The organism is Sandaracinus amylolyticus (assembly GCF_021631985.1).
In the GTDB taxonomy this organism is placed as follows: domain Bacteria; phylum Myxococcota_A; class Polyangia; order Polyangiales; family Sandaracinaceae; genus Sandaracinus; species Sandaracinus amylolyticus_A.
In genome coordinates, this window is sequence record NZ_CP070225.1 from 10555200 (window position 1) to 10580215 (window position 25016).

A 25016-nucleotide genomic window follows, 5' to 3' on the forward strand; every position below is an offset into this window, starting at 1 on the left:
TCCGGGCTCGGGGGGACGGGGAACATGGGCGCAGAGACGCAGGTCGAGCGCGCCGCGACGAACGTCGCGCGCATGACGAACGACGATCACGAATCACCGCCGCCGCGCGGCGACATGCGCAGCTTGCGGCGCGAGCACGGCTGGGAGCCGATGGAGATCGAGGGGCGCATCCCCGAGGGACTGCGGGGCACGCTCCATCGCGTCGGGCCGGGGCTCTACGACTCGTTCGGGCGCGAGGTCGCGCACTCGTTCGAGGCCGACGGCGCGCTGTGCTCGGTGCGGCTCGAAGGGCCCACCCGCGCGCTCGCCGCGAAGCGCGTGATCGAGAGCGCGGAGTACCGCGAGGAGAAGCGCGCGGGCGCGCCGCTCTACGGGTCGCGCGCGATGCCGTGGCGGCGCGTGATGAACGGGCTGCTGCGACGCCGCAAGAACACCGGCAACACCGCGCTGATGCGCTGGCAGTCGCGCCTCTTCGCGCTGGTCGAGTCGTCGTGGCCCACCGAGATCGACGCGCGCGATCTGAGCACGATCGGCGAGACCGATCTCGGCGTGCTCGGGAGCACGTTCACCGCGCACCCGCACCGCGTGAACGCGCGCGACGCGATCTACGGGTTCGGGATGCGCTGGGGCCCGAAGAACGCGATCGAGCTCGCGGTGCTGCCCGATCGCGGCGCGCCGCGGATGCTCGGCGAGATCCCGCTCGAGCACGGCGTGCTGCTGCACGACTTCGCGGCGACCGAGAAGCACCTCGTCTTCCTGGTGCCCCCGATGCGCTTCCAGCTCGTGAAGGCGCTGCTCGGGATCGGCGGGGCGAGCGACATCTTCGCGTGGACGCCGGAGGACGGCGTCGAGGTGATCGTCGTGCCGATCGACGATCCCAGCGCCATCGTGCGCTTCCGCGTCGACACGTTCTTCCAGTGGCACTTCGCCGGCGCCTGGGAGGAGAACGGCGAGATCGTGCTGCACATCGCGCGGTGGCCCGACTTCGACAGCTACGAAGGGCTGCGCGCGAGCGGCCAGACCGGGGGCAAGGCGTACCTCCATCGCGTCGCGATCGACCCAGCGCGCAAGACGTTCCGCAGCGAGCCGGTGTGGGGCGCGCCCTGCGAGTTCCCCGAGATCGATCCGCGGCGCGAGGGCGCGCGGTATCGCACCGTGTTCCTGACGACGACGAAGGGCGCGCGTCGTGGGGTGGCGCGCGTCGAGCTCGAGCGCGGCGAGGACGACGTGTTCCTCTTCGAGCGCGGCGCGTGCCCGAGCGAGCTCGTCTACGTGCCGCGCGACGCGACGTGCGCGGAGGGCGAGGGCTGGGGGCTCACGATGGTCTACGAGCCCGCGCGCGACGCGACGTGTCTCGCGATCTTCGACGCGCGTCGTCTCGCCGACGGACCGATCGCGCGATGTTGGATGCGCGATCACGCGCCGATGACGTTCCACGGTGTCTGGGTGGAGGACGCGATAGACTGATCCGATGCGCGCAGTCGTCTGGTGCTTCGTGGTCGTGGTCGCGCTCGCGAGCGTCGGCTGCAGGCGTGGCTCGGATCCCCACACCGAGGTGCCACGCGTCGACGCGCGTCGACTACGCAACCTGCACCACGCCGCGTCGCGCGCGCTCGCGTGCCCCGCGGCGGCCTTGCAGGCGCGTCAGCTCACCGATCGCGTGTGGCAGGTGAGCGGCTGCGGTCAGGTGCGCGAGTTCGCGATCATCGGGCGCGGGCACGGGCGCTATCGCAGCGCGCGCTGGGTCGCGATGCAGACGATCGCCGAGCGCGCGTCGTACGAGATGGCGTGCCCGCCGCAGTCGCTGACGATCGCGGCGCCGATCGAGACCGAGCGCACGGTCGCGGGCTGCGGCCGGAGCGCGAGCTATGCGGTGGTCTGCGGCGAGGTCGACTGCGCGTGGGTGATGAGCGGTCGCGCGGGCGCGTGGGCCGAGCCGACGCCCGCGCCGGTGCCGGCCGCGACCGCGCAGGTCGTGGTGGTGGTGGATCCCGCGCCGGTCGCGCCCGAGGTGGATGGAGCGCTCCGGCGCGCGATCGAGGCACAGCGCGCGACGATCCTCGCGTGCGGCGGCGGTGTCGGGCCGCTCGCCGTGGTCGCGCGCTGGGGCGCCGACGGAGCGGTGACGGTGGGGCTCGGCGCGCCCCACGCGGGCAGCGCGATCGAAGCATGCGCGCGGGCGGCGCTCGGCGCGATGCAGGTGACGACCGGCGCCCCGGGGGAGCTCATCCACGTGGTGCGCTGAGCAGATCTCCCCGTCCACCGTTGGGGGATCATTCTCTTGTTGCCGAATGGAGCATCGAGCGAGTCTCCGCGCCCGGAGCAGGGGGGAGCGTGTCTCGAGCGAGGTCCGGCAGTCCGCCGCCGTGGCGAGCATCTGCACACGTGCGCGCGACGATCGACATCGTCGGAGAGATCGCGGAGGGAGAGCTCGCAGGGCTCACGTCGAGCGGCGCGACGCTCGTCCTGCCGGCGCCGCGTCGCCTCGCGCGGGGGTCGGGCCTCGACGTGTCGCTCCAGCTCGCGGAAGGAGGCGCGATCAGCGCGCGTGCGGTCGTCCGCTCGTGCCGCGCCGGGGGCGTCGACGAGCCCATGCTGGCGGAGCTCGACCTCGCGCACAGCGACTGCGCGACCCCGAGCTTCCTCGCGCGGAGGCGCCGCGGCGCCCCGCTCTCGGCCGCGCTGAAGCTGAAGTACGCGGTGCATCCCGACGCGCACGGCCGGCTCGCGATCGTGCTCGCGGGCGTCGTGCGCGCCGACGAAGCGCAGGACGTGCTCGAGCTCGTCCGCCGCGCGCTCGCGAGCGACGATCGCGGCCGGGGGCTCGTGGAGCTCGACGTCCGCGAGCTCCGCGTCTGCAGCGCCGAGGTCCTGGGCGCGTTCCGCGAGTCGCTCGTGCTCCTCGCGCGGCGCGGTGTCCTGGGCGTGCTGCTCGGTCCGGCCTCGCTCGCGCAGTCGCAGCTCGTGCGCTCGGCGCGCGAGACCGGCATGGCCGAGATGCTGCTCGGCGCGAACGACCGCGCCGAGGCCGACGCGCTCTGGAAGGCGATCGACGCGGGGGTCGCGTCCTGAGGCTCACCGCAGCTCGAACGTCAGCGTGCGCTCGGCGAGCACGGTCCCGCTCGCGTCGAGGCTGCGCAGCACGAACGTCCGCGCGCCGAGCGTGCTGAACGTGTAGCGGACCGCGAGGCGCGGGCTGCGCGTCGCGCCGCTCACCTCGTCGGTGAGCACGAAGCCGTCGACCTCGACCTCGAGCGCAGCGACCTCGGACGACGCGCGCTCGAGCGCGATCTCGTAGGTCGACGCGCCGCGCGGGCGGATGGCGATCGCGGTGCCGCCGCTCGCCTCGAGCAGGCCGACCGCGCGCGCGAGCTCCGCGTTCGCCGCGTCGCGTGCGATCGCCTCGACGACGTGGGTGTCGTGGTCCTCGCAGGTGCCCGCGACCATCGCGAAGTCGGTGCCCCACGTGCGGATCGCGGTGCCGATCACGCGGCCATCGATCGTGTACTCGACGCTCTCGGTGGTCTCGGGCGCGCTCGCGGTGAGCACGTACTCGCCGCTCGTCTCGCGGCGCCAGTCGATCGCGAGGCGCGCCGGCATCGGCATGGGCATCGGCTCGGGCTCGGGCTCGGGCTCCGGCTCGTCGCAGCGCGCCCCGATGGGGAAGCCCTCGGAGGGTGCGCGCGCGAGGCGCGACTCGGTCTGCGGCCCGTAGAGCCCGTCCTCGTCGATCGGGTCCTCGGGATGGTTCCGGTTCCACAGCTTCTGGAACGCGAGCACCGAGAGCCCGCTCAGATCCACCGTGCCCCCGCCGACGTAGTCGAAGTGCACCGGGTCGCTGCTGCCGAGCCAGCGGAACGAGCGCGCCTCGAGCCGGCTGCGCCACGCCGAGTGGTCGCTCGTGTCGAGGGCGAGGCCCGACTCGTGGTTGCTGCGACCGGGGCGCGCCGCGAGCGAGATCCCGCAGCGACCGGTCTGGTACCAGCGGTAGAGCAGGTACTGCTGCGGCAGCGTGCGCAGCGTCGAGTTGAGCGAGAGCGTCCCGCCGCCCGAGGTCGCGGCGCGCAGCGCGTCGGTCGCGGGGCGCTGCATCCAGGGGAACGTCGCGCTGCCGAGGCGCACCCCGGGGATGTCGTCGATGCGCGCCATCGAGCCGGGGCGCAGGCACTGGATCTCCTGCACGAGCTGCTCGCTGAGCGCGCGCACCACGCTCGTGCTGCACGCGCCGCTCACCGCTTCGCCGATGGTGAGGCGCTCGCTCGACGTGCCGAGGTCGTCGGGCACGAAGCAGACCTCGGGCTCGGGCTCCGGCATCTCGTGCACGTCGCCGTCGTCGGCTGGCATCCCGCCGTCGCCGATCGGGCCCGCGCCGGCGAGCTCGGCGTGGCAGGCGGTCAGCAGTGCGAGCGCGGCGAGCGGGGCGAGCGTGCGCATCGGGGCGCGCACCTGCGCAAGCGACGTGCCTCGCGCGCGGTGATGTGCGGCGGCGCGGGCTGCGGCGTCGAGGCGGCATTCGCGTGACCAACCGCGTGCGACGGCCCGCGTGCGCGCCCGCTCCGCGTCCAAGTCCTGGACGCGGCGCAGCCAGGATGAGAATTCTCAACCCCTCCGTACTCACGGTCCGCGTTAGAGTCGTCGCTTCGATGGCGCACCAGAAGGAGTCCGCGGCGCCCACGCGTGAGGTCGAGCCGGCGCTGCGCGATCCCGAGCGGCTGATCGGCCAGACGCTCGGCGGCAAATATCGCGTGTCGGGCGTGCTCGCGCGCGGCGGGATGGGCCGCATCTACCGAGCCGAGCAAGTACCGCTCGGACGCCCCGTCGCGCTCAAGGTGCTGCACTCGGAGCTCGACGAGACCGGCGGCGATCCCGGCTTCCAGAAGCGCTTCCTGCTCGAGGCCGCGAGCTGCGCGCAGCTGCGGCACCCGAACATCGTCGTCGTGTACGACTACGGCCGGCTCGAGGAGTCGTCGCGCGAGGCGTACTTCATGGCGATGGAGCTGATCGAGGGGCCGACCCTCGGTCAGGTGCTGCGCGACGAAGGGCCGCTCGCGATCGCGCGGGCGCTGCGCATCACGCGCGAGGTCGCGCGCGCGCTGCGCGAGGCGCATCGCCAGGAGATGGTCCACCGCGACCTCAAGCCGTCGAACGTGATGCTGGTGACGACGGGCGAGGGCGAGCAGGTGAAGGTGCTCGACTTCGGGCTCGTGAAGGTGATGCGCGACGACTCGGAGGAGCTGACGAAGGAAGGCCACTTCCTCGGCTCGCCGAAGTACATGGCGCCCGAGCAGATCCGCCGCGGCCCGGTCGACGGGCGCGCCGATCTCTACGCGCTCGGCGTGCTGCTCTACCAGATGATCTCGGGGCGCGTGCCCTTCGAGGGCGACGATCCGGTGCAGACGCTGATGGCGCACCTGAACGATCCGGTGCCGCCGATCCCGAGCACGATCGAGGTGCCGCCGAGCGTGCAGCAGCTCTTGCTGCGCTGTCTGCAGAAGGACCCGGCGCTGCGCTTCGCGAGCGCCGAGGAGCTCATCCGTGCGATCGACGAGATCGCGCCGATGGTCCCGGGCTGGAGCGCGCAGGCGCGGCACGCGATGACGGTGTCGGGGGAGATCGCGACGATGGGCTCGTCGTCGTTCCCGCTCTCGCTCGGCACCGCGCCGCCGCCTCCGGTCGCGGCGGCACCTCCGGCGCGCACGGGGCGCGGCGCGCGGATCGCGATCGTGGCGGGTGTCGCGGTCGCGGCGGGGCTCGCGGCGATCGCGAGCAGCGGCGGTGGCGAGCCCGAGATCGCGGCGCCGCCGGTGATCGCGACCCCGCTGCCGCCGAGCCCGCCGCCGGTCGAAGCGCCGGCGCCGCGGTTCACGCTCTTCGTCGCGAGCACGCCGCAGGGCGCGACGCTGCGGCGCGGCGACGAGGTCATCGGCACCACGCCGACGTTCGTCGAGCTCGAGCGCGCGGCGCTCGAGAGCTCGCCCGCGACGTTCCGCGTCGAGCTCGACGGATACGCGCCGTACGTGTGGACCCAGGGCCCTTCGAGCGACGACGTGCACGTCTCGGCGGAGCTCGCGGCGCTGCCTCCGGCGGTGGTCGCGCCTCCGGTCGAGCCGACGCCCGAGCCGCGCGTCGAGCGACGCCGTCGCGATCGTGATCGAACGACGACGACGACGGGCGGAGAGGACTTCGCGATCAAGACGCGCCGCTGATCGCTTCTGCAGTAAGGACGACATGACGACGACGCCGCGCTCGGCGCGATCCCTGGCTCTCCGCTCCTGGCTCTTCTCGACGCTCCTCCTCGTGATCGTCCCATCGCGCGCCCACGCGCAGGCGAGCGAGGAGACGCAGATCGATCTCGCGACCGAGGCCGACGTGCGCTTCGAGCTCGGCGTCGACGCGCAGCGTCGCGGCGACTGCCGAGGTGCGCTCCAGCACTACCTCGCGTCGCAGCGCCTCGTCCCGAACAAGAACGTCGTCTTCAACATCGCGCGCTGCTTCGAGGAGCTCGAGCGATATCCCGAGGCGTTCCGCTACTACGCCGACTACCTCGAGAGCGATCTCGACGACTCGGAGCGACGCGTCGCCGAGGCCGCGGTGCAGCGCATCCGCCCGCGCGTCGCGCTGGTGCGCGTCGAGACCGATCCTCCGGGCGCGCTCGTCTATCTCGATCGGCGCGATCTCGGATCGCGCGGTCGCACGCCGCGCACGCTCGCGGTCGAGCCGGGCGCGCATCGCGTGCTGGTGCAGGCCGAGGGCCACGAGCCCGCGCAGTCCGACGAGGTGCGCGCGACGGTCGGCGGCGAGGTCGTGGTGAGCGTCCCGCTGGTGCGCATCCTCGGCAGCGCGCGTGTCGTCGGCGCGCCGCAGGGCGCGGCGATCCGCGTCGACGACGAGGAGTCGCCGTCGCTCGGCGTGGTGCCCGCGACCATCGAGCTCACGCCCGGCGCGCACACGCTGATCGTGAGCGCGCCGGGCCGGCAGACGACGCGCGTGCCGGTGAGCGTCGCGGCGCGCGAGACGACACCCGTGTCGATCGATCTGCCGCTCGAGACCGGCTCGCTCGTCGTCGACGCGCAGGAGCGCGGCGCGCTGATCGAGATCGACGGCGAGGCCGCGGGGTTCACGCCGGCGGTGCTGAGCGAGGTGCCGAGCGGTCGTCACACCGTGCGCGTGGTGCGCCCCGGGTTCCGTCCCTACGAGGACGAGATCGACATCCAGCCGCGCGAGCAGACGCGCATCGACGCGCGCCTGCGCCTCTTGCAGGAGGTCACCGCGGCATCGCGCGAGGCGGAGTCGATCGAGGACGCGCCCGCGAGCGTGTCGCTGATCCCGCAGGAGGAGCTGCGCGCGTTCGGGTACCAGACGCTCTGGGACGCGGTCGCGGGACAACGCGGCGTGTACCAGACGAACGATCTGACCTACGCGTCGCTCGGCATCCGCGGGTTCTCGCAGCCGAGCGACTACGGCAACCGCGTGCTCGTGCTCACGAGCGGTCACTCGATGAACGACGATCTGCTCGGCAGCTCGTACGTCGGCTACGACGCACGCGCCGATCTGATCGACGTCGAGCGCATCGAGCTCGTGCGCGGCGCGGGCTCCGCGCTCTACGGCACGAACGCGTTCTTCGGCGTGATCAACGTGGTCACGCGCGATCGCGACTCGCTGCTCGGACCGCACGTGTCGATCGCGACCGACGCGCAGCGCATGGTGCGCGCGCGCGTCGGCGGTGGGACGCGCTTCTCGCGCGACGCGGGCTTCTGGGCGACCGCCGCGGGCATCTACTCGCAGGGCCACGACTACTCGTTCCCCGAGTACGCGCCCGACGGCGACGTGCAGGGCGCGGACGAGTTCCACACCGCGCACGCCGCGGCGCGCGGATGGATCGGCGACCTCACGCTCGAGCTCTCGTTCAACCGCCGCGACAAGCGCATCCCCACCGGCGCGTTCGATACGATCCTCGGCGATCCGCGCTCGCGTGGCGTCGACACCCGGGGCTTCCTCGAGCTGCGCTGGGAGCCGCGCTTCGGTCGCGAGCTCTCGCTCTTCGTGCGCGCGTTCTCCGACCTCTATCTCTTCGAGGGCGACTACGCGTACGAGGGCGAGGCGCCCGGCGATCCGAGCTACGTGAGCGAGGATCGCTGGCGCGGCGTGTGGGTCGGCGGCGAGGCGCGCGCGACGTGGTCGCCGCTCGAGTGGCTGCGGCTCACGGCGGGCGCGGAGACGCGCGGCTCGGCGCTCGCGGAGCTCGAGGGTCGCGTGCGCGGACAGGACCCCTTCCTGAATCCTTCGGGGTCCGAAGGATTCTGGGTCGCGGGTGGATACGCGGTCGCGCAGATCGAGCCGATCCGCGAGATCACGATCGACGTCGGAGGTCGCTTCGACTACGTGTCGACGTTCGCCGACGGCGCGGTGTCGCCCCGCGCGGCGCTGATCTTCCGGCCCTGGGAGGGCGGCACGATCAAGCTGCTCGGCGGCGGCGCGTTCCGCGCGCCGAGCGTGTACGAGCTCCGCTACAACGACGGAGGCGAGACGCAGATCAGCCCCGCGTCGCTCGTCGCGGAGCGCATCTGGAGCGGTGAGCTCGAGATCTCGCAGCGCATCGACGAGGTCACGCTGATCGCGAACGCGTTCTACAACCGCATCGATCACTTCGTGACGCTCGATCAGGTCGTCGATCCGGGCACCGGCGACCTCGTGCTGCAGTACGCGAACAGCGCGGACATCGCGCAGACGATCGGCGCCGAGGCCGAGGTGCGGCGCGACTTCCGACAGGGCTGGATGGTCGCCGCGACGTACTCGTTCCAGCGCACGCGCATCGGCGATCTGCTGAGCGACGCGGACGAGGCGCGCCTCACGAATTCGCCCGAGCACCTCGTCGGCCTGCGCGGCGTCGCGCCGCTGGTGCCCGAGCTGCTCTCGCTCGCCGCGCGGCTCCGGGTCGAGGGCCCGCGCCTCGGTCGTCGCATCGAGACCGACGGCACCACGACGCTGGTCGAGGGCGACGTGCCGGTGATCGCCGATCTGATCCTCAGCGGCGAGATCGCGCCGATCCACCTCACGTGGGCCGCGGGCGTGCGGAACCTGTTCGACTGGCGCTACGGCTACCCGGGCGGCGACGACGTGCGGCAGGTGTTCGTGCCCCAGAGCGGGCGGGAGCTCTTCGTCCAGACGACGATCACGTTCTGACGACGCCGCGCGTTCGTTGCGCCACCAAGTATTTCGCTGCGCCCTCTGGAATCGTCCGCCCAGAATGTGTAGCGTCGTCACCAGCGTGGCGACACTCGAGCCAGAGCTCGGCCGGCCCCTCGTGGATCGAGGGGACGTTGGGATCTTCGAGTTCCACGACTTGATGGTCGCGATGTATCGCGGCCGCATCACCGTGGACGTGCTCAAGGCCGTATCCGCGAGCCAGCGCCGGCTCCACGAAGTGCACGGAAAGATCGCCGGCCTGACATTGCTGCTCTCGACCGAGTCGTTCTCGCGGCCCGACCCCTCGGTCCGCCAGTACGGCGAGACGGTCAGCAACGAATTCGACGGGATGGCCTATGCCTCGGCGATCGTGCTGACCGAGTCGGGCCTCCACGGCGCGCTCGTGCGCAGCATTCTCACCGGGATCCAGCTGACCTCGAGGCGACCGGTCCCCCAGAAGGTGTTCGCGGGCATCCGCGAAGGCGTCGAGTGGATCGTCTCGAGGAACGCGGAGAGCGTGTTGACTCCTCGGCTCGCCGAGGTGCAGCGACGCATCGAGACGCTCGCCGCGAAGCCGGCGCGAAAGCCCGTCAGGTAGTGAGAGAGCGAGTCATTTCCCCAACGCACATAGCTCGGAGGTGCGATGCGCCCGTGGATGTTCGGTGTCTCGCTGGTGGTCCTCCTCGGCGCCGTGAATCCAGCACGCGCGCAGCTCTGTCCCGCAGTGACCGGACTGACACTCACGTGCGGCAACGGCACGTGCGATGTCGGTGAGTCCGCCACGAGCTGCGTGACCGACTGCGTCGATCGGAATACGCGCGCCGTCGGTTATTACTCCGAATACTCGCACTGCCCGGAGAGCCTGATCTATCGGCCCCGGACCATCGCCGAGATGCAGATGGCAGTGCGTGAGCTCGTCGCCCAGAACCGGCGGATCAAGTTCATGGGAAGCGGCCATTCGACGGCCGGCAACTTCTGCTCCGACGGCGGTGTGATCATCACTCAGGCGCTCGACGGAATCTCCGAGATCGAGCCGTGGAACGGCCACGAGACGGTGGTCGTCGAGCCCGGCGTCAGCTTCACTCAGCTCACCGATCATCTCGCCGCGCGCGGCAAGTGGCTCGGCTACACGGTGGTGGGCTACGGCCCGATCAACGTCGTGGGCGGAGTCGCGACGGGCATCCACGGATCGAGCACCGGAGGCACGGCCGCGATCTCGAGCCGAGTGCTCGAGATCGACATGGTCCGGCCCGACGGGACGATCGTGCGCAGGAACGCGCAGAACACCACGGCCGACGAATGGCGCGTGCTGCGCGCGAACCTGGGCGCGCTCGGCGGCATGGCGCGAGTCCGTCTCGCGGTCGACGACATCACGAACCTCCGCGGGCACTCCGAGGAGATCGCAGTCACGCAGAGCATCGTCCCCGAGGACATCGACGCGCTGACCGCCGGGTGCGACTACGCGTTCTTGATGTTCTATCCCGGCAACGACCGCTGGGTGCGATTCTGCGGCGAGGAGACGAGCGCGCCGGTCACTCATCCCGGCGCGGTGAATCACCTCTTCTCTCCCGACGTGACGCCGTTCGAGTCCGACTTCTTCCAGACCTCGGCGCAGCTCTCGGCGTGCACGCCGAGCCTCGAGCCGTTCTTCGAGAGCCAGGCCATCGAGCGCATGGCGTCGAGCCCGATCTGCATTCCCGACGGCGCAGGTGGCTGTGCTGATCGCGTGAACGACGCGGTCGGGCCCGGCCATCGCATGCTCACGATCGATCGCTTTCCCGACACCCAGCCTCGGTATTCGCAATACGACCTCGAGGTCTCGGTGCGCGCCGAAGAGGCGGCGGCGATCCTGAACTACATCAACGACCGATTCGATCGCGACGGGCGAGGGATGCCGCTGGTCGGCGCGGTCGTGCGGTTCGACGAGGCGCGCGACGACACGCTGTTCGGCAGCAACGCGGTCCGTCCGGGGATCGCGGCGGGTGATCGGATCGTGCACATCGAATTGCCGTTCTTCCGGCCCTATTCGTTCACCGATGCGCAGCTCGCCGCGTACTCGCGACCGTACACCGACACGATGGAGTGGATCACCGCGCGCTACCCGCACGCTCAGCTCCATTTCGGCAAGAACACGGCGGCGCTCTTCGCCAATGCGGCGCATCGCGCGAACACCGCGGCCCGACTGGCGCGCTTCCAGGCGGTCATCGACGCGTGGGATCCCTATGGCGTCTTCGCGAACGACTACCTGCGGAACCTCGGATTCACCTGGCCGAGAGACGGACAGCGATTCTCCTCGGTCTACGTCACGGGCGACGTCGCGACGTCCGCGCACTCGCAGACGGGCGCGCTCTTCGCGATCCGGAGCGAGTCGTCGGGGCGCTGTCTCTCGATGATCGGTGAGCCCGGGCTCTTCCTCGACGGGAGCATCCTCGGGATCTTCCCGGGTGAGACGCGGAGCTGCACCGGCGCGACCGAGGAAGCCAATCCGCGACAGCGCTTCTTCGTGCGAGACGTCGCGAGCGGGAAGTTCGTGCAGACGCTCGAGCGGAATCGGCGCTATTCGATCCATCCCGAGGACAATCCGTACGCGATGTGCCTCGACTCGCTCTGGGGCCTCGACTACCGATTCGCCGCCTGCAACGGCTCGACCGCGCAGCAGTTCATGCTCGAGCTCGACGCCAACGGCATCGGTCGCGTGGTCGCGATGAACAACACGACCGGCGGGTGCATGAACGACCTCGCAGGGAGCGACGCAGTCGCCGTCGGCTTCTGCTCGCCGTGGAGCAATCCCGCGAATCTCCGCTGGCGATTCAGCCCGCTCGAGACGCGCACGATGCTGCGAGTCGCGGGCGTCGGCGGTGATCCGTACTGGATCGATCGGCTGGCGATCGCGGGGCTGGATCTCTCGCAGGTGAGCGCGATGAGCCTGCCCCAGCTCTCGGCGCTCATCGACGACGACTCGGTGATCGTCTATCGGCAGCGTGTCGTGGACAACCGCAGCGGCGCTGCCGCGCCCGGGTTCCGAGTGTGCCCGCGAGCGCCCGACGGCACGATCCTCCGCGGCGCCGACGGCCGCGAGCTCGCCTGTGCGTACACCGATACGAACGGGTACTTCACGATGCTCGGTCTGCCGCGGAACGTCGATGTCGCACAGACCATCTCGCGCAAGGGATTCCTCCAGGCGACGATCGTCTTCAGCACGACGTACGAAGACTATTTCGAGCAGGAGTACAGCGGCACTGCCTCGGTCACCGCAGCGAGCCTCGGGCTCGGTGTCGACTCGCGCTTCCCGTTCACGTGCGGATACGGTCGTCGCCCCGGATACGGCGACGCGGCGCTCACCGTCGTGGACGAGCAGGATCCCGTGGGCTCGCGCGGCTACGGCGTGATCGAGGCCGGCGACTACGACGGTCACGGCACCGGCGGCGCGACGTTCCGCATCTTCACGGACGACGGGTCGGGCACGTTCGCGATTCCGTATCCCGACGTCGTCGGCAATCGCCCCGATGGTCCTTCGGGGCCGGACGGAATCCCCGACGGGCTCAAGTACCTCGGGCCCTCCACGAACATCCTGCTCGGTGGCTCGGAAGTGCCCACCAACGACCGAGTCGACACCTACGATCCGTATGGCGGCGCGATGGTGTTCAGCATGCCCGACGGCATCTACGAGGCCGAGGTGCACCACCCGAATCCCGCGGTGAGCTGCTATCCCGGGCTCGACGCGTGGCTGGGCACGACCGCCGATCGCGCGCGATTCGTGATCGTCGAGGGACACCTCAGCGACGTGCGCTTCTTCTGTGAATAGAGCTTCGTATCAGGAGAGCAGGACTCCCATCCTCCGGATCGCTCCTGCTCTCCTGATGAGTTAGCGCTCTCAGCGCCGCGCGCGGGCGGCGCGCCGTGCTGCGGCGCGGCTCGCGACGGCATCGAGCTGCGCGTCGGGCTGCGCGGTCCCGCCGAGCTGCGCCGCGAACGCGCGCACCGTCGGGAAGCGGAACACGTCGGTCATCGCGATCGGCTTGCCGATCGCCTCCACGAGCCTGCGGTGCAGGCGCACCGCGAGCAGCGAGTGCCCGCCGAGCTCGAAGAAGTTGTCGTCGCGACCGACCTCCGCGACGCCGAGCACCTCGCGCCAGATCGCGGCGACGTCGCGCTCGAGATCGTTGGCGGGCGGTGCGCTCGTCGCCTCGGGCGCGCTCGTGGTCGCGTCGTCGGGCGCGGGCAGCGCGTTGCGATCGACCTTCTTGTTCGGCGTGAGCGGGAAGCGCTCGAGCGCGACGAAGCGCGAAGGGACCATGTAGCTCGGCAGCGTCGCGCGGAGGTGCTCGCGCATCGTCTTCGCGTCGACCGGCGGATGGGCCGTGACGTACGCGACGAGCTCGGCGTCGCCGCCGGTGCCGGCGCGGGCGATCACCACGGCTTCGCGCACGCCCTCGCACGTCGCGAGCGCGGCCTCGATCTCGCCGAGCTCGATGCGATACCCGCGCACCTTCACCTGATGATCGACGCGCCCGAGGAACTCGAGACGGCCGTTCGCGCGCCACCGCACGCGATCGCCGGTGCGGTAAATGCGCGCATCGGGATCGCTCGAGAACGGATCGCGCACGAAGCGCTCGCTCGTGAGCTCGGCGCGATGGAGGTACCCGCGCGCCACGCCGCGCCCGCCGATCCACAGCTCGCCCGATGCGCCCAGCGGCACGAGCCGGCGTCGCTCGTCGAGCACGTAGAACGTCGTGTTCGCGATCGGCGTCCCGAGCGTGATCTCGTCGCGCACGGTGTCGGTCGAGGACCAGATCGTGGTCTCGGTCGGCCCGTACATGTTCTCGATGTGCTCGACGCCGGCGCGCCGCAGCTCGTGGACCAGCGTGCTGGGGAGCGCCTCGCCACCGATCATCAGGTGCTTCACGCGGCCGAGCGCAGCGCGCGATGCGTCGTCGAGCAGGAGCATCCTCGCCATGCTCGGGGTGCACTGCAGGTGCGTGACCGCGTGTCGCGCGACGTCGCGCGCGAACGGGTGCTCGGTCGCGATCGGCGGCTCGGGGCGCGCGGTGCGACGCACCACCTCGGCGAGGTGCGGCAGGCTCGCGAGCACCGTCTTCGTCTCGACGCCGAAGTCGATGAGGCACGCGATCTCGTCGACGCCGAGCGCCTTCAGCTGCTGCACGCGAGCGACGCAGTCGTCGACCGATCCCAGAAGTCCGCTCTCCTCGAAGTAGCGGTGGAACGCGTACTCGAGCACCGCGTCGATCTCCTCGGCGTCGAGCGTCGCGAGATCGATGTTGTCGGGGTGGCTCGCCCCGTGCGGACGCTTGAGCGCGGGGAACATCCACACGTACTGCTTGATCAGCGACGCCGCGCTCGCGAGGTACTTCTTGAGCGGCTCGCGCGTCGCTTCGCGCGCGATCTCGCGATCGGGCGCGACGAACGTGTGGAGCATCAGCGTGACCTTGCCCGACGCAGGATCTCTCCCGAGCTCGGCGAGCCGATCGCGATAGATGCGGATCTTCCCCGCGAGCTCCTCGATCGACTGACCGAGCAGGTGCGTGAGCACGTTCGCGCCGATGTCCGCGGCCTGCCGGTACGACTCGGGGTTGAGCGCGATCGTCAGCCAGATCGGGAGATCGCGTTGCACGGGCCTCGGCTGGCTCACGACCTCGTGCAGGCTGCCGTCCTTGCGCGCGAACGCGACGCGCTCGCCGCGCCACACGCGACGCAGCACCTCGATGTCGCGGAACATCGCGTCCTTCGCGGCCGGCGGCGTGTTCTCGGGGCGCAGCACGAAGTCGTCGGGCTGCCATCCCGACGCGATGCCGAGCCCCACGCGCCCTTCGGTGAGGTTGTCGATCATCGCCCACTCCTCGGCGACGCGGAGCGGATGATGGAGCGGCAGCACCACGCTCGCCGCGCGCACGTGGACGTTCTTCGTGATCGCCGCGACCGCCGCGCCCGAGACCGACGGGTTCGGGAAGGGACCGCCGAACGCGTGGAAGTGCCGCTCGGGCGTCCACACTGCGTGGAACCCGTTCGCGTCGGCGAAGCGCGCGCCCTCGAGCAAGAGCTCGTACTTGCCCTTGCCCTCGCGATCGTCGTTGCCCCAGTAGCAGAGGCCGAAGTCCATCGGCTTCGCCGCGATCTCCGGCGGCACGATCGGCGCGGGCGCGGCGCGCGGCTCGTCGTCGCGCTCGCGATCACGATCGCGATGCACCACGACGCGGAACCCGCGCGAGAGCGTCCACAGCAGCTCGAGCACCGAGATGTCGAACGAGAGGCTCGTCACGGCGAGCCACACGCCCGGCGGGTCGTGCGCGATGCGCGCGTCCATCCCGACGAAGAAGTTGGCGACCTGACGGTGCTCGACCATCACGCCCTTCGGGCGGCCCGTCGATCCCGAGGTGTAGAGCACGTAGGCGAGGTGCTCGGGGCGCGCGTCCACGTCGCCGATCCGCGTGCGGCTCGTGATGTCGCGTAGCTCGTCGACCCGCACCGTCGTCACGTGCGAGAAGCGCGGCGCGAGCGAGCGCTGGGTGACGACCACCTGCGCGCCGCTGTCCTCGAGCATCATCGCGACGCGATCGCGCGGGAACGCGGGATCGAGCGGGAGGTACGCGCCGCCCGCCTTGAGCACGCCGAGCACCGCGACGACGAGCTCGATCGAGCGCTCCACCGCGACGGCGACCAGGCGCTCCGGGCCGACGCCGAGCGTGCGCAGGCGATGCGCGAGCGCGTTCGCGCGCGCATCGAGCGCGCGATACGTGAGCGTCTCGTCCTCGAAGGCGAGGGCGATCGCGTCGGGCGTGCGATCGACCTGCTCCTCGAAGAGCCGCTGCAGGCAGGCCTCGCGCGTCTCGACCGCGCTGCGGTTGAGGTCGACGAGCAGCCGCGTGCGCTCGTCGTCGGACAGCAGCGAGAGCGAGCGGACCCTGCGCTCGGGCTCGCGCGCGATCGTCGCGAGCAGCGTCTCGAGCGACGCGATCCCCTGCGGGCAGACCGCTCCGTCGCGCACCACGCCGACGCGCCCATCGTCCGAGACGTGCAGCGTGAGCAGCGCGCCGCGCGCATCGAGCGTCTCGGGCAGCTGCGCGTGCCGCACGATCACGACCGCATCGCGCTCCGAGCGCGTTCGAGCCCGCAGATCCCGCGCGAACGTGCCCTCGTCGCGCATCGCCGCGAGCTCGCTCTGCACCTGCCCTAGGGCGCTCGCGACCGTCGTCTCGTCGTCGATCACGACGCGCAGCGGGATCACGTCGGCGAACCACCCCTCGACGCCGCGCACTCGCTCCGCGAGCGCCGCGTCGGTCCAGCCGATCCGCGTCGCGTCGAGATCTCCGATGCGCGCCAGCGCGACCGCGAGCGATGCCGCGACGGCATCTCCATCACCGCTCGTCGCGAGCATCCTCGGCGCCGGATGCTGCGCGTCGCTCGCCTGCGGCAGCACCGGCGCCGGCGCGCGCAGCCGCGCCGCCCACCACCGCTCGTGCCCGCACAGCTCGCGGTGCATCGCGCTCAGCCGATCGCTGGTCGCCGCATCGAGCGACTCGAGGCACGCGCCGGCCGCGATCGTGATCGGCCCGCCGTCCGCGTCCGCGATCGACGTGATCGCGATCGCGCCATCCCCACACGCGACCACGACGCCGTCCTCACCGACCTCGAGCACCTCCCCGGGGCGCGCGCCGCCGCGCTCCACCACCTTCGCCGCGCGCACCAGCAGCACGCGATCGCCGAGCCGCGTCTTCGCGATCGCGAGCGGGTTCTCGTAGCTCCCGAAGTCGAGCGCGCGCACCAGCGCGAGCACTTCGCGCGCAGGGCGCGACCAATCGATCGTCGCGACGGCAGCCGGCCGATCGTGCCGTGCGAAGTAGGTGCGCCGCGACAGATCCTGCGCGCGGGGTGCGAGCGTTCCGTCTTCGATCGCGCCGAGCATCTCGCGGAACGTGTCGATGCCTGCCGCGAAGCACTTCGCGTCGAGCGTGAACGCGGTCTCGTCCTCCGCGATCTCGATCTCGCGCTGCGCGCAGATGCGCCCTTCGTCGACACCGCCTTCGATGAGGTGCCACGTCACGCCGTGCGTGCGCTCGCCCGCGATCAGCGCCCAGCTCGTCGCGTGCAGCCCCGCGTAGCGAGGCAGCGGGCCGTCGTGGAAGTTGATCGCGCCGTGCTTCGCCTTCGCGAGGACGTCGTCCGGCACGATGCGCAGGTTCGCCGCGCTGAGGATCCAGTCGACCTCGATCGACTCGAGCCGCGACGCGAGATCACGCCCCGGCGCGACGACCCGCAGCGCGCGCTGCTCGGCCCACGCGCGCACGTCCGGCGCGTCGGTCACGAGCGCGGGGATCGTGTGCCCGCGCGCGAGGAGCATCTCGCCGCATTGAACGGTGAGTGACTGCGCTCCGAGGACGAGGAACGCGAGCGGACGTCGTTCGTGCATGGCCCGCGTGAGCTACGAACACACGCGGGCGAAGTGGTGCGCTCACTCACTCACCCGCCATCGAGGGCGCGTACCTGCCGCCGCGATGACCCGCACCGACGAGCTGTCCCGCCGTCTGATCGCCGCGTCGCGCGACGAGCTCTACGACGTCTATCGTCGCTTCGAGTGGACCGATCGGCTCGACCGCGATCGGTACGCGATGCCACCGGAGCTCCTCACGCTCCACGGCACGCCGATCTGGGGTGATCTGAGCGACGAGCAGCGCCATCGCCTCTCGATCGCGGAGACCGCGAACCTCTTCGCGAACACGCTGCACGGAGAGCAGGCGCTGGTCGCCGGGCTCAGCGAGCGCCTCTACGGCGCGAAGCTGAGCGACGAGATCACCGACTACCTCCATCACTTCCTCGACGAAGAGAACAAGCACATGGTGATGTTCGGCGTCTTCTGTCGGAAGTACGTCGGCCGCGTGTACCCCGATCGCAGCGTCGCGTTCCCGAAGATGCTCGCGCCCGGCGAGGACGAGATCGGCTTCTACGCGATGGCGATGGTCGTCGAGGACTTCGGCGACTTCTACAACGTGCGGACCATGAAGGACGATCGCTGCGACGCGCTGGTGCGCGAGATCTCGCTGCAGCACCACATGGACGAGTCGCGCCACCTGGCGTTCGATCGCGCGTACCTCGGCGAGCTGACCGAGCGCTGGCTGCCCCAGTGGGACGAGGCCCAGCGCGCGAAGTTCGCGGCGTGGCTGCGCGGCTTCATGGAGGCCAACTGGTCTCTCTACTACAACCCGAGCGCGTACAAGGACGCGGGGATCGACGAGCCCTACGTCGCGCGCAACCTCGCGATGGCGCACCCCGCGCAGGTCGCGCACCGCACGCGCGTGTCCGCGAAGCTCGTGCGCTTCTTCGAGAAGATCGGACTGCTCCCGGCTACGGCGGAACCGGACGCAGCCTGAGCTCGATCGTCGTCGTGCCCGAGGGCAGATCGACCTCGAGGTCGTGCGGGAAATAGCCGTCCGCGGTGATCGTGAAGCGACGCGTCCCGGGGCGCGTCTCGAACGGCCGCGCATCGAGCACGCGCCCGGTGCCGAGGAAGCGCTCGTCGGTGTACACGCGCGCGGTGTCCGGCGTGACCACGAAGCGCGCGCGCGCCGGCGCAGCGCCGCGCTGCGCACCGCCGCACCCTGCGATCCCGATCACGAGCGCGAGCGCGAACGATCTCATCGCGACCACGGCAGTCCCCTCTCGCTGCTCACCTCGCGCAGCGCCGCGAGCGGCACCGCGACCTCGACCACCGCGCCACCATCGGCGAGCGCGCGCACCCGCGTCACCTCGGCGCGCGCGTCGATCACCCGATGCACCTCGGCCGCGACCGTCGGCGCTGCCGACACCCGCGCCAGCGCGTCGTCCGCCCACGCGTGGATCGCCGCCTTCGCGCGCTCCTCACCACGCGATCGCGCCGCAGCGCGCCGCGCGCTCAGCCGACCGAGCCGCTCGTCGGGCAGCCCGAGCCCGGCCGCGACCACGCGATCGTCGGCGATCGCCGGCGCGACGTCGCTCCACGGCGCCTCGAACGCGGCTGGCAGCGACTGCGCCGCTGCCGATGCCGACGCACCGACCATCAGCATCGCGACGATCGCGACGCCTCGCCTCATTCCCACTCGATCGTGGCGGGCGGCTTGCTCGACACGTCGTAGACCACGCGATTGATCCCGCGCACCTCGTTGATGATGCGCGAGCTGACCTTCGCGAGGAACTCGTAGGGCAGTCGCGCCCAGTCCGCGGTCATGCCGTCCTTCGACGTCACCGCGCGCAGCGCGAGCACGTTCTCGTAGGTGCGTCCGTCGCCCATCACGCCGACGCTGCGCACCGGCAGGATCACGCTGAACGCCTGCCACACCTGCTCGTAGAGCTCCGACGCGCGCAGCTCCTCGATGAAGATCGCGTCCGCCTCGCGCAGCACGTCGAGCTTCTCTTGCGTGATCTCGCCGAGGCAGCGGATCGCGAGGCCGGGCCCGGGGAACGGATGACGCCACAGCACGTGGTGCGGCATGCCGAGCGACGCGCCGACCTCGCGCACCTCGTCCTTGAAGAGCTCGCGCAGCGGCTCGCAGAGCTTGAGGTTCATGCGCTCGGGCAGACCACCGACGTTGTGGTGCGTCTTGATCGTCGCGCTCGGGCCCTTGAACGACACGCTCTCGATCACGTCGGGGTAGAGCGTGCCCTGCACCAGGTGCGTCGCGCCCTTCACCTTCGCAGCCTCGCGCTCGAAGACCTCGATGAACACGCGCCCGATGATCTTGCGCTTCTGCTCGGGGTCCTCGACGCCGTGCAGCGCGTCCATGAAGAGCTTGCTCGCGTCGACGTGCACGAGGTTGAGGCGCCCCTCGCCGTGATCGCCGATCGCGACCTGCTCCTTGAACATCTTCACGACCTCGGCGGCCTCGTTCTTCCGGAGCACGCCGTTGTCGACGAAGATGCAGGTCAGGCGATCGCCGATCGCGCGCGACACGAGCACTGCCGCGACCGACGAGTCCACGCCGCCCGAGAGCCCGCAGATCGCGTGCGCGTCGGGCCCGATCTGCGCGCGGATCTTCTCGACCGCCTCCTCGACGAACGAGCCCGGCGTCCAGTCGGGCGGGAGCTTCGCGACGTCAAACAGGAACGCGCGCAGCATCTCCACGCCGCGCGGCGTGTGCACGACCTCGGGGTGGAACTGCACGCCGAAGATGCGGCGCGAGAGGTTGCCCGCCGCCGCGAAGGGCGCGTTCGGCGTGCTCGCGAGCGTCTCGAACCCGGGCGGCAGCGCGTGCACGCGATCGCCGTGGCTCATCCACACGTCGACGTGCTCGCCGCGCTGGAAGCCCTCGAGCAGTCCCTCGGCCTTGCGCACCTCGATGCGCGCCGGGCCGTACTCGCGCTCGGCCGCCTTCTCCACGCCGCCGCCGAGCAGGTGACAGAAGAGCTGCATCCCGTAGCAGATGCCGAGCACCGGCACGCCGAGCTCGAACACACCGCGATCGACGCTCGGCGCGCCTTCCTCGAACACGCTCGACGGACCGCCGCTCAGGATCACCGCGCGCGGCTCCATCGCGCGGATCTGCGCGAGCGGGATCGTGCACGGATGGATCTCGCAGTAGACGCGCTGCTCGCGGACGCGCCGCGCGATGAGCTGGGTGTACTGCGAGCCGAAGTCGAGGATGAGGACGAGCGAGCGGTCCATGATGGGCCGCGGGCATACCACGCGACGCAAGTACGATCGACGCGGGCTGCTGAGTCCTCGCCGGAGTGCTCGTCCCGCCGGTCCCGGACGGGAGCGCGCGAAGCGCGCGGACGGTAGGGCCGGCGGGCCAGCCGATTTTTCGCGAGCCTCTCAGCGCACGCGCCGGCGGCGCGCCATCAGGGCCAGCCCGAGCGCGATTCCTGCGGCGATCGCGCGGTTTTCTCCACCGCGCGAGGCGACCCCGCACCCACACCCCGACACCGTCTCGCGCCCTCGGGCCACGCCCGCGTCGGCGCCGATCGCGGCGTCCGTCTCGATGATCCCACCGGCGTCCGGCGCGCCCACCGGCCGCACCTCGATCGCGTCGGCGACGATTGCGATCATCTCGCTCACCGGCTCGCCGCTGTCGTCGTCGACCCGCACCTCGTAGTCCACGCCCGGCTCGAACCCGAAGACGCCGAGCGACTGCAGCGCGCCCGCGGTCTGATCGACGATCACCTCGCGCGGCCCTTCGCGCGAGGTGATGGTGTAGGGGGCGACCCGGCTCTCGGCGTACGCCGCGTCGAGGTGCGCGAAGAGCTCGTACTCGCCGCCCGCCTCGAAGCGCAGTGTCCACGTCGCGTAGTTGGCAGGTGCGGTGTCGTCGGTCGCGTTCGTCCAGCGCAGCGATCCGCCGTAGCCCGCGTCGGTCGCGGTGCGCCAGTAGCGACGATCACCGCCGAGCGTCGTGCACGCGTCGAGGTCGTCGATCACGCGCCCTCCCGCGCCGATCACCTCGCACGGCGGGGCCATCCCCATGCCCCAGAAGTCCGCGCCCATCTCGTCCCACACGCGACGCAGCGCCTCGTCGTAGTGCATCGAGCGCGTCTCGTAGACCGAGCAACCGGTGGGTGTGCAGCCGTTGTAGTAGTGGGTGACGGTCTGGATCCACGCGGTGTGTCCCGCGCCCCCGACCACCACCGAGTCCATCCACGCGATCGCCTGCTCGCGGGTGTCGACTCCGTCGACGTAGACCGAGCGGATCACCATCGTGACGACGAAGTCGATCGCCGCCTCGACGTTCCCGGCGATCGACAGGATGCGCTCGCCCTCGCGCGCCAGCGTCTGCTCGTGCGTGCCCGCGTCGAACTGGAACATGCCGAGCCCGCCCTGCAGGTCCTCGCACGGTCCGTCGCCCGCGCCCGCGATCACCGGGCCTCCGCCGCAGTCCGCGCTCACCGGGCCCTGACACGCCCACGTCGCCTCGGACCAACAGTGCGCGAGCCCGGTCTCCGCCTGCGCGATGCCCGCGAGCAGCACGCCGTTGTCGAGCCCCGCGGCCGCGGCGGCATCGCGGATCTGGGTGAGCCGCACCCTTCGCTCCTCGGCGGTCAGGGTCGACTCGATCACGCCGACCTCGCGACCTGGGCTCTGCGCGCAGCTCGCGAGGACCAGCGCCGCGACCACCACCGACGAGCGCGCGCGTGTCATGCGCGCCGAGAATACACTGACCGCTCAGTCCTGTGTTCCGTTGCCGCTGCGATCGCCGCCGAGATCGGGCCTGCGCAGCGCGGTGCCGCTCCGCGAGATCGCGCCCACCAGCGCCTCGAGCACGGTGCGCGACACCGGCTTCGTCAGCAGATCGGTGGCGAGGTCCGGGTCGACCTCGCGCAGCGCCGTGCGATCCCCGCTCGAGAGCGCGCGCCGCGTGATGCCGAGCGCGCGCGCTCGCTCGAGCACCGCGGTGCCGAGCCCGTCGGGCAGGTGCAGATCGCTCAGCACCATCGTGAAGCCCGCGCCCGGGACGAGCTGCGCGAGGCCGTCGGTGACGCACTCCACCGCGACCACCTCGGCGCCCGCCTCCTCGAGGATCCGCCGCAACGCCAAGCGCAAGGTCGGCTCGTCCTCCACGATCAGGACTCGTTGGCGTGGGCTCATGGGCCTGGCTCCGACTGCATGTCCACCTCCGCGCGAGCCTTCACGCGCGCGCCGCCTTCTCGCGCCGCGCGAGCACCCACGCCATGAGGGCCCCCGCGAGGAACCCGAAGAGATGGGCCTCCCACGACACGCCCGGGGTGCCCGGGAGCACGCCCCACACGAGCCCGCCGTAGAGCACCGCGACCAGGAGCGACCCCAGGATCGTGCTCACGCGCCGCTCGAACCATCCGCCGAGCAGCAGGTAGCCGAGCCACCCGAAGACGAGCCCGCTCGCGCCGATGTGCACGCTGCCGGTCTGCCCGAACATCCACACGCCGAGCCCACCGAGCACGATCACCGCGGCGCTCACCGCGAAGAAGTGCCAGGTCTCGCGCAGCATCACGAACCAGCCGAGCACGATCAGCGGCACCGTGTTCGCGATGAGGTGCGGGAACCCCGCGTGGAGGAAGGGCGAGAGCGGGATGCCGATCAATCCCGCGATCTCGCGCGGACGGATGCCGAACGCGTCGAGGTAGCCGCCGAGGAAGACGTCGACGATCTCCTCGGCCCACAGCACCGCGACGAGGATCGCGAGCACGAGGCCGTGCAGCTTCAGCTCGCGACCGAGGTCGGCGAACGTCGGCTCGCGAACGCGCTTCGTCGGTGCAGCGGCCATCGTGCCTTCGAACAGGCTAGCAGACGCGGTCCTTCCCATCGCTCACCCCGCGGGCGCGGTGGCGTCGCGTCGCGCGTGGGGCGGAGTGCCTCGCGGTGCGGCCCTCTCGCACGTCCCCGGCACGGGCACGCGCGATGCGATGCCCGTGGCCAGGAGGCCGGACATGCCGCGGTGGAGCCCGAAGGACGAGCGCAAGTACGAGCACATCAAGGAGAGCCAGGAGGAGCGCGGCACGCCCGCCCCGCGCGCGAAGCAGATCGCGGCGCGCACCGTGAACAAGCAGCGCCGCCAGGAGGGCCGCACGCCCAACAAGACGACGCAGGGAACGGGCAACCCGCGGCGCTCGCTCGAGGACCGCACCAAGCAGGAGCTCGTGAACCTCGCGCGCGAGAAGGGCATCGCGTCGCCGAGCCGGAAGAAGAAGGACGAGCTGGTGCGCGAGCTGCGGAGCGGTCATCGCGCGGCCGCACGTCGCTCGCGCTCGCGTTGATCGGGGGGCGCGCGGCGGGTAAGTCGGCTCGCCATGACGAAGACGACCGACCTCTGCGATGCCCATCCCGAGCTCGTGCGCGTGTGCGATCCGATCTTCCGCTCGTACGGCGCGCGCGTCGTGTTCGACGGACCGATCGCGACGCTGAAGATCCACGAGGACAACGCGCTGGTGCGCAAAGCGCTCGAGGAGCCGGGCGCGGGGCGCGTGCTCGTGGTCGACGGCGGAGGATCGATGCGGCGCGCGCTGGTGGGCGATCAGCTCGCGGCGCTCGGCGCGAAGAACGGCTGGTCGGGCGTGGTCGTCTACGGGTGCATCCGCGACAGCGCGGACATCGCGACGATCGATCTCGGGGTCGTCGCGCTGGGCACCCACCCGCGCAAGAGCGACAAGCGCGGAGTCGGCGTGGTGAACGAGCCGGTGACGTTCGCGGGCGTGACGTTCGTGCCGGGGCAGCACGTGTGGGTCGATCACGACGGCGTCGTCGTCACCGAGCGCAAGGTCGAGGTCAGCGGGTGAGATCGAACGCGGCGCGCCGCTTCGCCTTCGCGGCGGAGCGCAGCGCGCCGCGCACCACGAGCGCGCCGAGCTGAGAGCCCAGGATCGCGAGAAGCAGCGTCGGCTCGACGGTCCAGCGCGACACGAGCGAGAGCAGCAGCCCGGTGCCGACGCACACGCCGAGGATCCGGAACCACACCGGCCGCCCGCGCACGCCGCCGAAGCGCGCCGCGCGCAGGCTCAGCAGCGCGAGCGCCAGCGCCGACGCCAGCACGAGCGGCAGCGCGACCACCGTGAGCGCGATGTCGGCCCATCGCCCGACGCCCTCGGTGCGCGGGTGCGGCAGGACGAGCCCCTCGACGATGCCCGGCTCGTCGTCCGGTCCTTCCACGTCGAAGCCGTCCTTCACCGCGGCGACGGTGACCAGCGCGCGCGCCTCGTCGCTCGTCACGTCGCGGATCGGCGTGCGCGGCTTCGCAGGCTCGGCTGGCCGCGCCGGCTCGCGATAGGCCTCGTTCTTCTTCGCGACCGGCGGCGCGGCGGGCGCGTCCTTCTTCTTCGCCGCCTGGAACGCGCCGCAGTGCGGACAACGCACCGCGGTCGGGCTCATCGCCCGACCG

The 25016-nt window shown here is 71.3% G+C and carries 19 protein-coding genes; 10 read left to right on the forward strand and 9 right to left on the reverse strand.

Annotated features, from left to right (window positions below):
- Positions 1-24 precede the first annotated feature (24 nt).
- The 3 genes from I5071_RS44890 (at position 25) to I5071_RS44900 (ending at position 3072) form a co-directional block, all read left to right on the forward strand.
- A complete protein-coding gene (locus I5071_RS44890) occupies positions 25-1467 on the forward strand; it encodes a carotenoid oxygenase family protein (RefSeq protein WP_236519592.1) in 1443 nt (480 codons plus the stop codon).
- Between the two features lie 4 nt (positions 1468-1471).
- A complete protein-coding gene (locus I5071_RS44895; RefSeq protein ID WP_236519594.1) occupies positions 1472-2245 on the forward strand; it encodes a hypothetical protein in 774 nt (257 codons plus the stop codon).
- A gap of 140 nt (positions 2246-2385) precedes the next feature.
- Positions 2386-3072: a hypothetical protein gene (locus tag I5071_RS44900; protein ID WP_236519595.1), complete on the forward strand. Its 687-nt coding sequence runs from the start codon at positions 2386-2388 to the stop codon at positions 3070-3072.
- 3 nt (positions 3073-3075) lie between these two features.
- On the opposite strand, the gene I5071_RS44905 is transcribed toward I5071_RS44900, so the two are convergent.
- A complete protein-coding gene (locus I5071_RS44905) occupies positions 3076-4434 on the reverse strand; it encodes a M15 family metallopeptidase (RefSeq protein WP_236519597.1) in 1359 nt (452 codons plus the stop codon).
- A 209-nt stretch (positions 4435-4643) separates the two neighbouring features.
- On the opposite strand from I5071_RS44905, the gene I5071_RS44910 reads away from it, so the two are divergent.
- The 4 genes from I5071_RS44910 (at position 4644) to I5071_RS44925 (ending at position 12991) form a co-directional block, all read left to right on the forward strand.
- Positions 4644-6206: a serine/threonine-protein kinase gene (locus I5071_RS44910; protein WP_268921199.1), complete on the forward strand. Its 1563-nt coding sequence runs from the start codon at positions 4644-4646 to the stop codon at positions 6204-6206.
- 22 nt (positions 6207-6228) lie between these two features.
- On the forward strand, positions 6229-9183 hold the full coding sequence (locus I5071_RS44915; RefSeq protein ID WP_236519598.1) for a TonB-dependent receptor domain-containing protein: 2955 nt from the start codon (positions 6229-6231) through the stop codon (positions 9181-9183).
- Positions 9184-9268: 85 nt separating this feature from the next.
- Positions 9269-9784, forward strand: coding sequence for a hypothetical protein (locus I5071_RS44920; RefSeq protein ID WP_236519599.1), 516 nt, complete (start codon positions 9269-9271; stop codon positions 9782-9784).
- 45 nt (positions 9785-9829) lie between these two features.
- Positions 9830-12991, forward strand: a complete 3162-nt coding sequence (locus tag I5071_RS44925; RefSeq protein WP_236519600.1) for an FAD-binding oxidoreductase — start codon at positions 9830-9832, stop codon at positions 12989-12991.
- Positions 12992-13060: 69 nt separating this feature from the next.
- Here the strand turns inward: I5071_RS44925 and I5071_RS44930 are convergent, their stop codons facing one another.
- Positions 13061-17611, reverse strand: coding sequence for a MupA/Atu3671 family FMN-dependent luciferase-like monooxygenase (locus I5071_RS44930; protein WP_236519601.1), 4551 nt, complete (start codon positions 17609-17611; stop codon positions 13061-13063).
- 85 nt (positions 17612-17696) lie between these two features.
- Between I5071_RS44930 and I5071_RS44935 the strand changes: the two genes are divergently transcribed.
- Positions 17697-18569 carry a diiron oxygenase gene (locus I5071_RS44935; RefSeq protein ID WP_236519603.1) on the forward strand — a complete coding sequence of 291 codons (873 nt, stop codon included), beginning with the start codon at positions 17697-17699 and terminating at the stop codon, positions 18567-18569.
- On the opposite strand, the gene I5071_RS44940 is transcribed toward I5071_RS44935, so the two are convergent.
- The 6 genes from I5071_RS44940 to I5071_RS44965 form a co-directional block, all read right to left on the reverse strand.
- Positions 18544-18846, reverse strand: a complete 303-nt coding sequence (locus tag I5071_RS44940) for a hypothetical protein (RefSeq protein ID WP_236519604.1) — start codon at positions 18844-18846, stop codon at positions 18544-18546. The genes I5071_RS44935 and I5071_RS44940 overlap by 26 nt on opposite strands.
- A complete protein-coding gene (locus I5071_RS44945; protein ID WP_236519605.1) occupies positions 18834-19268 on the reverse strand; it encodes a hypothetical protein in 435 nt (144 codons plus the stop codon). Before I5071_RS44945 ends, I5071_RS44940 begins: the two co-directional genes overlap by 13 nt.
- Positions 19265-20836 carry a glutamine-hydrolyzing GMP synthase gene (guaA, locus tag I5071_RS44950; protein ID WP_236519607.1) on the reverse strand — a complete coding sequence of 524 codons (1572 nt, stop codon included), beginning with the start codon at positions 20834-20836 and terminating at the stop codon, positions 19265-19267. The genes I5071_RS44945 and guaA overlap by 4 nt, the downstream gene beginning before the upstream one ends.
- A 150-nt stretch (positions 20837-20986) precedes the next feature.
- Complete coding sequence (locus I5071_RS44955; RefSeq protein ID WP_236519608.1) at positions 20987-22306, reverse strand: MYXO-CTERM sorting domain-containing protein; 1320 nt, start codon at positions 22304-22306, stop codon at positions 20987-20989.
- 24 nt (positions 22307-22330) lie between these two features.
- Complete coding sequence (locus tag I5071_RS44960) at positions 22331-22753, reverse strand: response regulator (RefSeq protein ID WP_236519609.1); 423 nt, start codon at positions 22751-22753, stop codon at positions 22331-22333.
- Positions 22754-22793: 40 nt separating this feature from the next.
- A complete protein-coding gene (locus I5071_RS44965; protein WP_236519610.1) occupies positions 22794-23408 on the reverse strand; it encodes a rhomboid family intramembrane serine protease in 615 nt (204 codons plus the stop codon).
- A gap of 163 nt (positions 23409-23571) precedes the next feature.
- Here I5071_RS44965 and I5071_RS44970 point away from each other — a divergent pair, with 163 nt between their 5' ends.
- Both I5071_RS44970 and rraA read left to right on the forward strand, forming a co-directional pair.
- Complete coding sequence (locus I5071_RS44970; protein ID WP_236519611.1) at positions 23572-23898, forward strand: Rho termination factor N-terminal domain-containing protein; 327 nt, start codon at positions 23572-23574, stop codon at positions 23896-23898.
- Positions 23899-23931: 33 nt separating this feature from the next.
- Positions 23932-24417, forward strand: coding sequence for a ribonuclease E activity regulator RraA (gene rraA, locus I5071_RS44975; protein WP_236519613.1), 486 nt, complete (start codon positions 23932-23934; stop codon positions 24415-24417).
- On the opposite strand, the gene I5071_RS44980 is transcribed toward rraA, so the two are convergent.
- Positions 24407-25006 (reverse strand): hypothetical protein, encoded by a 600-nt coding sequence (locus tag I5071_RS44980; RefSeq protein WP_236519614.1) that lies wholly within the window; start codon positions 25004-25006, stop codon positions 24407-24409. The two genes, rraA and I5071_RS44980, sit on opposite strands and share 11 nt — an antisense overlap.
- Positions 25007-25016 lie beyond the last annotated feature (10 nt).